Source organism: Chlorogloeopsis fritschii PCC 6912 (assembly GCF_000317285.1).
Taxonomy (GTDB): domain Bacteria; phylum Cyanobacteriota; class Cyanobacteriia; order Cyanobacteriales; family Nostocaceae; genus Chlorogloeopsis; species Chlorogloeopsis fritschii.
On sequence record NZ_AJLN01000116.1, the window covers coordinates 413,465 to 427,761 of the forward strand.

The window sequence follows — 14,297 nt, forward strand, 5'->3', positions numbered from 1 at the left end:
TTTTCATTTTTATTTCTGCTTACTGGTATGGGAGTAGCGATCGCAGCCTTCCTTAGCAGTTGCTTGGATGATGCTGTTGCTCAGACACCCAAAACACCAGTGCAGATACACCTAAGTGAGAGTACAATTTCTCAGGTTAGCGTGCTTTTTGTCAACCCAAGTGTCGGAGATGACAAGCAAGGCAACGGTAGTGAAAGCACTCCTTTGAAAACTATCACTCAAGCTTTAAGAATAGCTACAGCCAATACCACAATTAAGCTGGCAGAGGGAACTTACAGTTCTCAAACAGGAGAAGTGTTTCCTTTAATACTAAAGCCTGGTGTGACTATTCAAGGAGATGCTAGCAGCAAAGGTCGCAATATTATTATCACTGGTGGTGGTGACTATCTCAGTCGTAGTTTTGGTAGTAAAAATGTTGCTATTGTGGGAGCCAAGGAAGCGCAGTTAATTGGAGTAAGCGTTACCAACTCTAACCCGCGCGGTTATGGTTTGTGGATAGAATCGAGTAATCTTACAGTAGCAGATAATACTTTTACTGGCAGTACTCAGGATGGAGTTACCGTTACTGGTAGCGGCACACCAATTATTCGTCATAATTTGTTTTACCGCAACGGAGCCAACGGCATTACAATTACCGGCTCCTCTGATGCAGAAGTTCGAGAAAATGTTTTTAAAGAAACGGGTTTTGGGATCAATATTGCCCAAAAAGCTCAACCGATAATTGTGGGCAATCAAATTCAAGACAACAGAAGTGGAATTATTGTGCAAGCCGCTTCTCGTCCAGTTATACGGAAGAATGTAATTCAGGGTAGCAAAGAAGATGGGTTAGTAGCGATCGCTCAAGCACAGCCAGATTTAGGTAACCTTTCAGATGCTGGTGGCAACGAGTTTCGTAACAACAAACGTTATGACATTAATGCCAACGCCCTTCAGCAGACGGTTGCTGCTTACGGCAACACACTAGCAAGCGATCGCATTGCTGGTAAGGTAGATACAAAAGGTACAACAGCGCCCATCGCCCGGAACTTGGAATCTAAACCCCAGCAAACAGAAATTGCCACGGGTGTTTCTAATAGTAAGTCACAGCCACGGGCGTTAACTGAGATCAGAGCGCTCAGAAGCGCCAACAACAGAAATTTACAGCAACCTACTTCCAAAAAAACTGCAGCATCTCCAATTCTGAGTAGCTTGACGAATAGACAAACAGTCAGAGGATGGCAACAAACAGATACATCTAACAAATCGCAGATGAATTCTGTGCAGATAGCTAACAATACTGACAATGTCATAGAGTTTGTCGCACCTCAAGCCCAGCCCCTCTCCACTCCAGTCACTCCCGCACCTGCCCAGTCATTGCCAGTACTAGAACCTGTACCTCCAGGGGAAGCGGCACTTTTGTCGGTTCCACCTGCTCCAATTCCTCTTGGCAATACTACCAATATGCGAAAAGTTCCAGTACCTGGGAGGATTGCTAAACCAACTCAAGCTAGAAGTTCATTGCGTGAGCAAGTAGGGCAACCTCAAGGGGTAGAACGTTACCGAGTGCTGGCAGCAGTGCAAACACAACAAGATCGGGAATTAGTTAAATTACTTGCTCCTGGTGCCTTTGCCACTTCTTGGCAAGGTAAAGCAGCTATGCAAGTAGGAGTTTTTAGCAGTCGCCCAAATGCGGAGCAAATGCTGAAAATACTTAATAACAATGGTTTACAAGCAACGATGGAGTTAATAGGCAATTAGTTAATAGTTATTCATGCATTATTGTTAATTCTTGACTGTTAACCATTAACAGTTTTTAGGATCTAATTTTTCATAAGCGATCGCTTGTTGATGTGGGGTATTGGGGGCGATCGCTTTTCTTATAGGGTAGTATAAAATTTCTTCAATAGATATATACGATTCGTTTTCCGAAAATGACGGGAAACAATCGACTCATGTGATACAGTTGTGCATCTTGCCATAATTACTTCTGCCCAAAACATTGCTTTGAGTTTTCACAAGTAATGGCTTTAAGCATTGTCAAGCCAGTTTCCTAGTGCTTCATTTTCACTTTCAGGTAACTGCCTAGCTGTACTCGCAATTCATCAATATGGATGACACTCTTAATAGCACTTGTAACAGCACTATCAACACAAATCACTTTCAGGAGTTTCATGAGCCTGATGCACAGCAGGAAGAACCTTTGATTATCTCCAGTCTACTTGCTCTAGATTTGGGGGAGGAAGATAGCGAGATTATTGCTCTTCAAGCTCAAGAAACTCAAGAAAATGCCCATAATTCTGAACAACAAACACAACAGATATTGGCTTTTGAACTAGAATTAACCGATCTAGTTCCAGAATCAGTAACGCCCAAAAAAGATACCACTAGACACTACCTCCATGACAAACCTTTAAATCAGCAGAAATTACTCGATACCATTTCTTATATCTTCCTAGAAGAAGACAATCTGGAAGAAATTGACTCATACACCAGAGAATCTCAAATTCCTTTGGAAAAACCCAAATTTGCGATCCGAAAACCAAGCGCTTCATCTGTTGGGGATGTAAGCTCTAAGGTAGGATTGGCTTCTGTAATGTTCGTGGGGGGATTTGTTGCTGGAGGAGCTTGCTCCTGGGCTGTATTATCGAATCAAGAGGTTGCAGCCAAGGATAAACCGCTAAATTCAGTACGGCAACATCCTAAGTTTGCCGAAACACAAACTCAAAAAACTGAAGTTAAAAATAGCATCAGTGCACCAGAAGTTGCGCTCCCAGAATCAAGCTTCAGTCCTGCACAAACTAAAAAAGCAGAAGTTAAAAATAAAACCAGCATACCAAAGGTTGTATCACCTAAACCAACCTTGACGCCTGAAAATTCAACTTCACCAACTGTATCAAAAGCATCTTCCCAAGCACCCAATCACAAAAGTGAACTGAAAAAACCGACTTCACAGCCTCCTAAATCTCAGGCTTTAAATGCTACAACAACACCCTTATTTCAACAGCGGTTGCTAACTTCAGCAGACTTAAAAGGGCGTAGCGCTTGGGAACTAACAATAATGCGTAACGAAATCTATGCGCGTCACGGGCGTATGTTTAAAGAGCCGAAATTGCAACGGCACTTTGAGAGTCAAAGTTGGTATCAGCCTCGCTACCCAGGGGAAAAGTTTCCTGACTCTGTACTTTCTAAAATCGAACTAAAAAACGCGATTATGATCCGTGAGTATCAACGTATTCATGGATTGATGATGAATCTATAGCTGCTTTGAGCTACTTTCGTCTTTAATTTCTTTTTGAGCGATCGCTTTGAGTTTCTCTGTCAAAGATTCCGAGCGATCGCTTTTTTATGTCTCGACTTTGTCACTTTTTTATTTCAGGTTTGTCACCTTCTAACTCATAAGATAACCAAAAGACATCGAGAAGATTTTTAAAAGTCTTCCACAGCAGAAAGCAGTCACTAGATAAATTCTACGTCTAGTTACTCCACTGCTACCTTTATTCATCTTGCCTTGTATGCATTCACCAATAAAACAGAAAAACGAAGTCTACTTATGACAACCTATGTATTTCTGTAGGGTGGGCACAGTTAAAAACGCAAAAAAGCTAAAAGTGCCCAGCTTACAGTTATTGAGAATAGTGTTAACTAACTTTGACAAGAATCAAGAAGGTTATCTCATGCAAAATATCCATAGCAACATCATTGCAACTTTCAACTTGATGGAAACGATTCCAGAAATCCACCCAACAGCATATATACACCCCTTAGCAGCTGTCATTGGTAACGTTCATCTTGGCAAAGATGTGATGGTTGCCCCAGCAGCTTCTGTACGAGGAGATGAAGGACAACCCATCTGGGTAGGTGATAATGTAAATGTTCAAGATGGTGTTGTCGTTCATGCTTTAGAAACTCATGTAGATGGTGAGCTAGTACGCGAATCTGTCGTTGAAGTTGAAGGAAGATTCTATGGTGTTTATATCAGCGATCATGTTTCGCTTGCCCATCAATGCCAGGTACATGGCCCTGCTAAAATTGGCGCTAATACTTTTATTGGAATGCAAGCTCTAGTTTTCAAAGCTATTATCGGCAGTCACTGTGTTCTAGAACCTAAGGCTTTGGTAATGGGAGTAAACGTTCCTGATGGAAGGTATATTCCTGCTGGAGCGGTGATTACAACTCAAGAAGCCGCCGATAATTTACCTTGGGTTACCGCTGATTACCCACTTAGAAATTTGAATCATGCTGTAGTAAACGTGAACGTGCAATTAGCTCACGGCTACCAAGAAAAGACAATCACAGAGATTCCCTACAGTGAAAAATGGTCATTCCAGAACTATACACCCACTCAGTCTGACTATGTAATGGTGGAATCTTGTCTGCTGCCTTAGGGTTTGAAAGGAAAAGAGAGGAGGTGACGAGGGAATTCTTTTAGGCATCCTATATGTAAAGAATAACTCCATCGTCACGCTCCAAAATAATCGAAAACACAATTTAGCTTTTACAGCAATTAGTTAGTTTTCGCTTCCGATGTCTGTGTTTTCTTTCGGATGAATGTGGAGAAGATATAACACATTATTGCTCATAATTAGTAAGTTCACATCTTGCACCAGTTGCTTGCTTGCAATTTTTGTAGGGTGGGCACTGCCTAAATTTCTTCAACCTTCATTTTTAAATTGTGGACAGTGCCCACCTTACGTTATTGAGAAATGTCTAGACTACGGTTATTGAGAATAGTGAAAGATATCTATTCTCAGATTTTCTTAAGTTTTTCAATTATCTAAAAAAGGGAGTAGTCAATGTTGTTTACGAAACTGAACTTCTAACTTTAATTTGACCATTATGTCTGTCGACAATGGTTTTTGCGATCGCCAATCCTAATCCTAAACCATCTTTCTGTTTAGATCTTGCTTTATCAGAGCGCCAAAAACGCTCAAAGATCAGTGGTATATTCTCCTGTGGGATGTCAATACCAGTGTCTTCAATATGTACAACAGCAAATCGTTTCTCAATTCTCAACATCAGAGCAATTCTTCCTCCTGCTGGCGTGTATTTGAGGGCATTCTCTAGAAGATTTGAAAATAAGCGACTGAGTTGGTGAGTATCACCCGTCACAAAGATGCCTGCGGGTAATTGAGACTCGAAATGAATGTTTCTATTTTCGGCTTGAGGTTCAAAGCGCTCTGCTAAATCCTGTAGCAGTTCATCTAAAGGAATCAGAGAATGATGAACACGAGAGTCTTTGTCCACTTCATCTAGCTTTGATAGCATAGATAAATCATCTACAAGACGTGTTAGCTGCTCGGTACAACTAAGAATAACTGTTAGCTTTTTTGCAATTAAGGGATTTAGCTGTTGTGATTGACTTTGCATCACTTCAGCGGCGATATTTATCGCCGTCAAGGGATTGCGTAGCTCGTGCACAACATCGGCATTGAAATGTTGTAACTGCCGGAAACTCTTCTTGAGTGGCTTAAACATAAACCAAAACAGGCTTACGGTAATGGTACCGGCTAAGATACTCTTCTTGAGTGGCTTAAACATAAACCAAAACAGGCTTACGGTAATGGTACCGGCTAAGATGATGAACACTAATTCAACTAATTCTAGTTCCAATTCCAGCGACTTTGCTTCCAATGCCACTTGATGGGTAAGCTCGTTCGCTCGAATGTAGCCTTCTAGCCGCTCATTTTCCTGATCTGCTTCCTTAGTATATACAGCAATCGACACAGAACGAATATGTCCATGTTGTTCTATCACTGGAGCATCTTTGTTCAAACGTGAAGAAAAGAAGACTCTCGCTAAGGGAGCGTTAGGGGCGGTGTTTCCTTCACTTACTAGATGTTTGCCGTTAGCATCGAACCATTCCAAACCTTGCCCTTGCTTTAAAGACTGACGCCAAGGTAACCCGGTTTCTTCTATACCTTGCAATCCTTTAGTTTTAATTCTCCTTAAAGAAGGAGCAGCAATCTCAGCTAAAGCCAGCAAGCGATCATTTAAATCTTTAGCTGGATGTAGAGAGGAATTTTGAGAACGCAACCATTGCGACGAAGGAGAAGCTCTAACAGACGATACTCTTTGGGAGTCAGATGTAACGGCTGATCCTCATAAGTGGCTTGACAAATATTAGGATCGATTTGCAAGCTTTCCCACTTCATCACAGGGGATAAAGTGGTGTTTCCACGGCGCAATAAAGCTCGGATGCGAGCCGATAATTCTTGTAGCTTATACGGTTTACGCACATAGTCGTCTGCACCGGCATCTAGCCCTGTAACTATATCACTAGTTGCATCACGAGCAGTCACTAGCATAATTGGCATCTGATAACCATGAGAACGCACCCGCTGACAAAGGCTGATACCGTCTAGTTCTGGTAATATTACATCCAGCAAACATAAATCATAAGCAAAAGCCCTGACAAAATCCCAACCTTTTTCACCATCAGTAGCGATATCAACAATGTAATGTTGGGCGACAAGAGCTTCTGCAAGTGATTCAGCAATACGCTTATCGTCCTCTGCTAGCAAGATTCTCATGATGAATAGCTTCCTTGAGAAACAGCATTATCGAAACGGTTGATTGCAATTTCCAATCTTTGGTTGCAAACCGCCTTGTAGTCAATATAATCAGCAGTGCATTTTTACTTCCACTAAACTCTAAAGTTATAAAGCGATTGTTATATTTTTTGAGCTTTTTCTCGCTTCGTGACGCTTTTACTTACTTAGATTCAGCCAAGATAATAGGTGAACTTCATTCAATGATAAGCTGCTAATTTTTTAGACACTAGGTGGACACCATCTAAATGTGAAATACTAGTTTCTAGACAGTAGGTGAACACTATTTAAATCCGAAATACTAATAACTCTTAGATAACAGGTGGGATAAGGCTTTTAGTTTCTGCTATCTTTAATTTGCCTTCTACTTAACACCACGATTTATTATAACTGAAATGCAACTTTAAACAAGCTTTTTTTAGATTAGATTTTTTAAATCTCTTAAAAAAATAAAATTAAATTTCTTGAAAATGCTATTTCAGTCTTTGTTTTAGCCAGTAAAGTTTATTGATTCTAATCTAATAGTTAATATGAAATTTGTTCAATTAAACATAATTCAGCAAATCCCTATTTTGTCATGAATATCTCTATTTAAGAGGTAGATTTGCAGATATATATTAACTTGAGGTAAATAATAAATTATGAACGTAGCTTGAGTAGATTAGGAATGAAATATGAAACCGGAATAATCTGTATATTAATGTAAGTAAGTATGCTTTTTACTGAAACTAGGCGGATACGTGAAAAATCGGCATACAAACAGCTATTATATAACGTATTGTACATAAAAAATTTATTTTGACAGAGGATTTATTAAATTTATATAAAAGTATAAATTAAGACTTAATTGTAGCAACAGACTCAACAAAAGCTGCTAGATCCGAAATAACAGTTAAAAACACGATTTAATTGTCGCTGAGAAGTTGAGACAATATTTCACACAGGGGTAATCAGTGCTTGGGATTACTCTAAGCTATTTTCATCTTGATTTTCTTCTTGGGCGATCGCTTTGAGTTTTTCTGTAAAAGATGCCGAGCGATCGCTTGTGTGGGGGGTGAATTGTTCAATCGGTGGGTGATTGACAGCAGGTGGTAGTAACTTTGTCTCCTGGCGATCGCTTGATAGGGAAGGGTAGATGGGAGGTAAGGGAGTAGGAAGCTTGAGAGTGGAAGAAACATTCCCATAGTGGGGTTTCTGCATTTGTAAATGCTCAGAAGGGTATTTTTTATAAGATGGCAGTTGAGGTGAACTAGAAGCTTGATATCTCTGTTCATGAAGATGAGCAGGGTTTAGGGATGGATTTGCAAACGAGGTTAAGTTTTCAGGAAATTTACCGCAAATCAGACGTTCAAACTCCATATTGAAATGAAAACTAGGCTGATCGCGTCGCTGCCAAAGTGTTAGTATTTGCTGTACTGATATTGCTTTGTAGCGACCTTGATAAAGAGCTTCAATCACCGCTAAGTGCAGCCAGCCATCTGGATATTGATTTTGCCAGCGCTCAACTAGTTCAGCAGCGCCATAACCGCTGAGGTCGAAACTATAGTGAATTAATAAGGCTATTGCCAAATCAGCAGATGTTCCCAAGGTTGGTGTGAACATTGCGTTATCGACATGAGGCAATACAGCTAAATTGTGCTCCCGTCGCATATAGCCTTCCGCGCTTTTTGCTACAGTGTTTTGTCCCAAGAGTGTCTTTTTTGAGAGGTGTTCTTAATTCTACTTGCTGGTCATAGCAAAAGGGGAAGCAATATATGGTGAATGAATGCTGGGCGATCGCCCAATTGCAACTAAAGCTTGATACACCATTGCTGCTACTTCTGCCCGTGTTGCTTCTCGCAGAGGCTCGATTTGTCTGGAATCTGGGTAATTAACTATAATTCTTTGCACAGTAGCCGTTGCAACAGCTGTACGGGCATATTCAGGGATTTTATTGCGATCCTTAAAATTTAATAAAGTATCGGCATGAGCTGGTGGCAAGGTAAGCCCGTTTACCAAGGAGACGATCGCTTGTAACCTTTGCACATTGTGTTGCGGGCGGAAACTGCCATCGCCAAATCCACCGACAAAACCACCTTGTGCTGCTTGTTGGATCGCTTTATATGCCCAAAATTCTGAAGGTACGTCAGTAAAATCTGGTGCTGGGCGTTTGGGAGTTGGATTAAACGCAGCTACAACTAAAGCTGTATATTGAGCGCGAGTCATAGGCTTGTCTGGTTTATAGGTGCCATCGGCAAAACCACGAGTTAAGTTCATGCTTACCAATGCCCGTATGAACCCTTCTGCCCAATGCCCCATAATGTCGGTAAACGAAGGAATATCTGCATCGGGATTGACAATATAAGGAGAGATAATGGGCTTTTGTTTACCGTTGGCTACTAATGCTTGATAAATTAATGCCGCTACTTCAGCGCGAGTGATTTCTCGCAATGGTTCTAATAGTTCGGTTTGTGGATAATTGACTATCAGTAGTTTTTGAGTAGCGATGGCAATGGCGTCAATTGCATAACTCGGTATTTGAGCGCGATCGCGATACACTGCTAACACATTTGGATTGCCACCACTCAGTTGTAATCCATTTACTATAGATACAATTGCTTGGATTTTGGTTAAATTTTGTCCGGCTCTAAAGGTTCCATCAGGGAATCCACCTAAAAAACCCATACTCGCAGCACGCTGGATGGCAGCTGCTGCCCAAAAATCAGGTTTAACATCTGTAAATTTAGGTACTTGATTTTTTGCTGGTACATCAAAAGCCTTGGCAATAATGGCAGCAAAAGCAGCACGATTCATCGGGGCTTGAGCTTGAAACTTACCATCGCCAAATCCGCTAATTAAACCTTTACTAAGTAAAGCTTCCACAAAAGCTGCTGCCCAATGCCCCCGCAGATCGGAAAAACTAGTACTAACACTTACTGACTTGGCAGTTTCTGTAGCAGTTGCACTTAATTCCACCAAACCCTTGATGCCTACAGGATTTAGTTGGTTGCCAGCGGAAACTAATTTATTCGATGTCGCATTGTGAATGTCAAAGGCTTCATTGTCGCGAAAAATATTACCTGCTGGGTTTTGAGCGCTACCGAGATCGGGAATAGCGTTACCGTTTACTAACAAACCGCCCTGGGGATTTTTTTCAATTACATTATGCCGCAGTACCGGTCGTGCTTCTCTAGCAAGAGCGATCGCAGTCTGGTTTTCTGAGAATTGATTATTCGCAAGCAAAGGAGCAGCAAAATCACTAATCGCGATAGCGATCGCATTACGTTGCCAAACATTGCGCAACACTTCCCCTTTGCTATTCCGTGCCATGAATAACCCAGAGGCACGATTTTCTACAAACACATTATCTAGAATTGCTGGTTTAGCATTACCACTGACAAATACACCTTCACGTCCACAGCCAACAAAAGTATTATTAGCCAAAGTTGGTGAAGCAGTTGATTCAATCCAGACACCAGTACCTTTGGCAATAGAATTAGTAACCGTTACACCCATCAGACTAGAATCATCTAGCAATCGCAGTGTAATATTTTGCGTTCCAAAACTTTCACTTTGATATTCGCCGCTTCCGGAAATGATAATATCTTGACCTTTGGTTGCTTCATTACCCACTACCATCACTCCACCTGGAACGATCAGCGGGAAAAGCTCACCATTAGCAGAACTATAAGTTCCTGGTGCTAGCTGAATAATGATTGCAGTTCTGGATAATTTTAAGGCATGGGTAAGAGTTTTGTAGGGAAGCAACCGCGTCCCCGCATTTTTATCATTCCCCGTTACGGGGTTGACATAAAGTGTAGCAACGAGGATAGACATTGATTATTTATATACGAGCAAAAATTTTAAATCATGACAATCAAAAATAACTGTTGATTTACCTGATGACAAGAACTTTATGTCTGCTTATCAAAATATGGTGAACAAACAACTCAAAACACAAAATTTCCGACTGCATTTTGAGTACCGTGTTCTGCGTTATTCTCAAAAGTGGTTTCATTTTCATAAACTCGTCATTTACAAGGCAGACCTCTATGAGAGAATGTCACAACAAAGAAATCTAGAAGGTGTCAGAATGCAAGATAAAAGAGGGACTAGGGACTAGGAAGAGAAGTGAGGGAGTGAGGGAGTGAGAGAGTGAGGGAGTGAGAGAGTGAGGGAAAGAGAGAATGTAGAGTAAATACCCTCATACCTTCCCTCTTTCATACTCTCACTCCTTCAAGCGTCCTTTTCCCAAACCCCAATCCCCAATCCCCAATCCCCAATCCCCAATCCCCAGTACCCAATCCCCAATCCAATTAGCCCAAACCGATGATTGAAGTTGAGCATTTGAGTAAAATATACGGCTCTACCCCAGCAATTACTGATGTAACTTTTAACGTCGAAAAAGGGGAAATTTTAGGATTTTTAGGGCCAAATGGCGCTGGCAAGACTACTACTATGAGAATTTTAGCTGGTTATTTGCCCGCATCAAGTGGCACAGCCCGAATTGCTGGATTCGATGTCCACGAAAATTCTCTTGCTGTGCGGCAAAAGATTGGCTATCTACCGGAGACACCACCGTTATATCCAGAAATGACAGTGGAAGGATTTTTGCATTTTGTGGCGCGGATTAAAGGAGTACCAGCAGGCGATCGCCCTGCGAAAGTAAAAGCAGCGATTGAACGTTGCAACTTGCAACAAAAGCGCCGCGTCATTATTCGCAAATTATCTAAAGGATATCGTCAAAGAGTAGGTATTGCCCAGGCAATTGTTCATGATCCACCAGCAATAATTTTAGATGAACCCACAGTGGGACTCGATCCTCGACAAATTATCGAGGTGCGAAATTTAATTAAAAGCTTGGCTGGTACTCATACTATTATTCTTTCGACTCACATTTTGCCAGAAGTAAGTATGACCTGTAACCGCGTGACTATTATTAATCGCGGAAAAGTAGTAGCTACCGATACCCCCGAACATCTGTTGACTCAATTAACAGTTGGTTCAGGCTATGAATTAGAAATTGAAGGTGAAGCAAGTTTGGCTAAACAAATGCTGCAAAATCTGCCAGGTGTGAAGCTGGTAGAATCGATTACTGCAGCAGCACTACCAAGTCATACTCCGATTCAAGATGGGCGTATTTACCTGCGGGTAATTTCGCAACCAGGTACAGAACCAGGAAAGGAAATTGCCGCAGCATTGCTGCGTACTGGATTTAGTTTGTACGAAATGCGACGTGTTAGTGCCACATTAGAAGATGTATTTTTGCAGCTAACTACAGAAGAAAATATTTCAGGAAATGAGGCTGACTCAACAATAACTGATGAAGAGGAGGCAGCTTAAATGGGTGTAATACTGAGTAATATTATTGCCATTTATCGCCGAGAGTTACAGAGTTATTTTGTATCTCCTTTGGCTTACGCGATCGCTGGCATTTTTTGGTTTTTAGCAGGATTGTTCTTGGTTCTAATTTTGATGGGGCCAGACGGTATTTTAACAGCAGTAGCAGCAGCAGATTTGCAAGGACAACAATTTGGAGTACCAGTACCACCAATAGACGTGCCTTATGAATTTGTGCGGGCATTTCTAGACAGGATGGGGTGGTTGTTGTTGTTTGTACTGCCAATTCTCTCGATGGGACTTTATGCCGAAGAACGCAAGCGTGGCACTTTAGAACTGCTAGCTACATCACCAGTTACTAATTGGGCGGTAGCTGTAGGTAAATTATTGGGAGTGCTAACGTTTTTTATCACGATGGTAGTACCGTTGTTGGCATTGGAAGCGATCGCTTTGAGTGGCTCAACTCCAACAATGCCACCAATCATTCCCCTGCTTGGACATTTAGCACTAATCTTGCTAGCAGCAGCAATATTATCGTTGGGAATGTTTATTTCTTCTTTGACAGATAGCACAATTTTGGCAGCAGTACTCACCTTTGCAGTAATTTTGTTGCTGCTATTTATTGATTTAGTAGCTAAAAATATTAGTGGCCCGATAGGAGAAGCTTTGGGTCATTTATCACTATTGAAACATTACAATAATCTCATTCAAGGCATTTTTGACACTAGCAGCTTGGTATTATTTGGCAGTTACATAATTTTAGGAATCTTTCTCACAGCACAATCAATTGATGCACTCCGCTTTCAACGCCAGTAGTTATTAGTCATTGGTCATTAGTATGGAAAAAGGTAGGACAAGTGACTAAAAAAATGAAAAGTATTACGAAACATAAAACTTGGAACTATCTATTGTTTTGGCTAGGCCAATCCCTAGTTGTTGCTGGTTTAATCACAGGTTTAGTTACAGATCAATGGGGAGTAATACCCCTAGCATTGATAATTTCTGGAATACTGATTATTGGCTTTTGGTTGGTAGGAAAAAGCCGAACTAGTAGCTGGTGGAGACGCCGTTCTACCCAAGCTAGTACTAATGCCGTGGTAGCAACTATAGCTGTATTGGCAATTTTAGGGTTAATTAATTTCTTAGCTACTCGCTACTACTTCCGAGCAGATTTAACAGAAACTCAGTTATTTACCCTTGCGCCTGAATCAAAGCAATTGGTGCGAAATTTACAACAACCAGTAAAAGTTTGGGTATTTGATGTAGCTCAAAATTCCCAAGATCGAGAATTGTTGGACAATTATCGGCAACAAAACCCTCAATTCCAGTTTGAGTACGTCGATCCGCAAACTAGATTTGCACTGGCAGAAAAATTTGGTGTCAAAGATTATGGTGAAGTTTACCTAGAATCTGGAAATAAACGCCAATTGGTGCAGAAAGTAAATGTTAGCGATCGCCTTTCAGAAGTAAAGTTAACCAACAGTCTGCAACAAATCGTTAATCCCACCAGTGCGAAAGTTTACTTCCTGCAAGGACACGGTGAACGCCCGCTCGATGCAACAGAAGGTGGAATGTCACAAGCAATTGAGGCTTTGGGCAACAAAAATTACACCACAACCCCACTCAATCTCACCGAAAAATCCGGTGTTCCCAGTGATGCAAATGTCTTGGTGATAGCCGATCCCAAGCGAGGACTTTTGGATACTGAAGTCGCAGCAGTGCGCAACTATCTCAATCGCGGAGGTAATTTGTTACTGATGCTCGATCCGGGTACAGATCCTAAACTCGATAGTTTGCTCTCAGAATGGGGTGTGAAACTGGATAATCGTTTAGCGGTTGATGTCTCTGGTAGTGTTGCCCTCGGCCCAGCTGTGCCTATTGTGACAGATTACGGTCAACATCCGATCACTCAAGATTTTGGTAACGGTATTTCTTTTTATCGTTTAGCACGACCGATTTATACCACACCAGTGCCTGGCGTTGAAGCTACTCCTATACTTTTGACTAAAGCTTATCCCAATACCTGGGCAGAAAGCGACCTCCAAAACGAAAATTTGCAGTTCGACAAAGAAAGCGATCGCCAAGGCCCTTTAACATTAGGGGTAGCTTTAAAGCGTAAACTACCAGCAGTATCTCCAACCCCTAGCCCAACTGCCACCGAATCCCGCATGGTAATCATAGGAGATTCAGACTTTGCCACCAATGGCTCATTTTTACAGCAGCTAAATGGAGATGTATTCCTTAATTCAGTGAGTTGGGCAACTCAGCAAAATCAACAAACCCTTTCCATTCGCCCTAAAGAATCGAAAAACCGTCGTATCAATCTGACAAACTTGCAAGCCAGTGTTATTGGCTTATCTTCTCTGTTAGTTTTACCATTAATTGGGTTTGCAGCAGCATTTGTTCTGTGGTGGCTGCGAAGATAAAAAACTTAGTGGTTAGTAGAGGCGG

Annotated in this window: 10 protein-coding genes and 1 pseudogene; 7 read left to right on the forward strand and 4 right to left on the reverse strand. The window is 41.4% G+C overall.

All coding sequences use genetic code 11. The annotated features are described in order from the left end of the window. The first annotated feature begins 27 nt into the window (after positions 1–27). From UYC_RS0125755 to UYC_RS40420, 4 genes and pseudogenes are all read left to right on the forward strand, one after another. Complete coding sequence (locus UYC_RS0125755; protein ID WP_016874413.1) at positions 28–1,737, forward strand: DUF1565 domain-containing protein; 1,710 nt, start codon at positions 28–30, stop codon at positions 1,735–1,737. 349 nt (positions 1,738–2,086) lie between these two features. Beyond that, positions 2,087–3,238, forward strand: a complete 1,152-nt coding sequence (locus UYC_RS0125760) for a YARHG domain-containing protein (RefSeq protein WP_016874412.1) — start codon at positions 2,087–2,089, stop codon at positions 3,236–3,238. A 349-nt stretch (positions 3,239–3,587) separates the two neighbouring features. Beyond that, on the forward strand, positions 3,588–4,364 hold the full coding sequence (locus UYC_RS0125765) for a gamma carbonic anhydrase family protein (RefSeq protein ID WP_235082936.1): 777 nt from the start codon (positions 3,588–3,590) through the stop codon (positions 4,362–4,364). A 122-nt stretch (positions 4,365–4,486) separates the two neighbouring features. Beyond that, a pseudogene (locus UYC_RS40420) lies at positions 4,487–4,561 on the forward strand (Mo-dependent nitrogenase C-terminal domain-containing protein); the annotation flags it as partial. A 218-nt stretch (positions 4,562–4,779) separates the two neighbouring features. Here UYC_RS40420 and UYC_RS0125770 read toward each other — a convergent pair. From UYC_RS0125770 to UYC_RS0125785, 4 genes are all read right to left on the reverse strand, one after another. Beyond that, positions 4,780–6,012 (reverse strand): sensor histidine kinase, encoded by a 1,233-nt coding sequence (locus tag UYC_RS0125770; RefSeq protein ID WP_016874410.1) that lies wholly within the window; start codon positions 6,010–6,012, stop codon positions 4,780–4,782. Next, positions 5,970–6,509, reverse strand: a complete 540-nt coding sequence (locus tag UYC_RS0125775) for a response regulator transcription factor (protein WP_016874409.1) — start codon at positions 6,507–6,509, stop codon at positions 5,970–5,972. Before UYC_RS0125775 ends, UYC_RS0125770 begins: the two co-directional genes overlap by 43 nt. A gap of 981 nt (positions 6,510–7,490) precedes the next feature. After that, positions 7,491–8,177: a hypothetical protein gene (locus UYC_RS0125780; RefSeq protein ID WP_016874408.1), complete on the reverse strand. Its 687-nt coding sequence runs from the start codon at positions 8,175–8,177 to the stop codon at positions 7,491–7,493. A 69-nt stretch (positions 8,178–8,246) separates the two neighbouring features. After that, positions 8,247–10,343 carry an S-layer homology domain-containing protein gene (locus UYC_RS0125785; protein WP_016874407.1) on the reverse strand — a complete coding sequence of 699 codons (2,097 nt, stop codon included), beginning with the start codon at positions 10,341–10,343 and terminating at the stop codon, positions 8,247–8,249. Between the two features lie 492 nt (positions 10,344–10,835). On the opposite strand from UYC_RS0125785, the gene UYC_RS0125805 reads away from it, so the two are divergent. Genes UYC_RS0125805 through UYC_RS0125815 form a run of 3 tightly spaced genes read left to right on the forward strand, consistent with a single transcriptional unit; the run spans position 10,836 to position 14,272 of the window. After that, positions 10,836–11,849, forward strand: coding sequence for an ABC transporter ATP-binding protein (locus UYC_RS0125805; RefSeq protein ID WP_016874405.1), 1,014 nt, complete (start codon positions 10,836–10,838; stop codon positions 11,847–11,849). Continuing rightward, positions 11,850–12,662 (forward strand): ABC transporter permease, encoded by an 813-nt coding sequence (locus UYC_RS0125810; protein ID WP_016874404.1) that lies wholly within the window; start codon positions 11,850–11,852, stop codon positions 12,660–12,662. It begins immediately after the preceding gene. 53 nt (positions 12,663–12,715) lie between these two features. Continuing rightward, positions 12,716–14,272: a GldG family protein gene (locus tag UYC_RS0125815; RefSeq protein ID WP_016874403.1), complete on the forward strand. Its 1,557-nt coding sequence runs from the start codon at positions 12,716–12,718 to the stop codon at positions 14,270–14,272. Positions 14,273–14,297: the final 25 nt, after the last annotated feature.

Excerpts from the sequence above, each read along its gene's own strand:
- UYC_RS0125755 (WP_016874413.1), top strand. The coding sequence starts at position 28 with ATGGGAGTAGCGATCGCAGCCTTCCTTAGCAGTTGCTTGGATGATGCT.
- UYC_RS0125760 (WP_016874412.1), top strand. The coding sequence starts at position 2,087 with ATGGATGACACTCTTAATAGCACTTGTAACAGCACTATCAACACAAAT.
- UYC_RS0125775 (WP_016874409.1), bottom strand. The coding sequence starts at position 6,509 with ATGAGAATCTTGCTAGCAGAGGACGATAAGCGTATTGCTGAATCACTT.
- UYC_RS0125780 (WP_016874408.1), bottom strand. The coding sequence starts at position 8,177 with ATGCGACGGGAGCACAATTTAGCTGTATTGCCTCATGTCGATAACGCA.
- UYC_RS0125785 (WP_016874407.1), bottom strand. The coding sequence starts at position 10,343 with ATGTCTATCCTCGTTGCTACACTTTATGTCAACCCCGTAACGGGGAAT.
- UYC_RS0125805 (WP_016874405.1), top strand. The coding sequence starts at position 10,836 with ATGATTGAAGTTGAGCATTTGAGTAAAATATACGGCTCTACCCCAGCA.
- UYC_RS0125810 (WP_016874404.1), top strand. The coding sequence starts at position 11,850 with ATGGGTGTAATACTGAGTAATATTATTGCCATTTATCGCCGAGAGTTA.
- UYC_RS0125815 (WP_016874403.1), top strand. The coding sequence starts at position 12,716 with ATGAAAAGTATTACGAAACATAAAACTTGGAACTATCTATTGTTTTGG.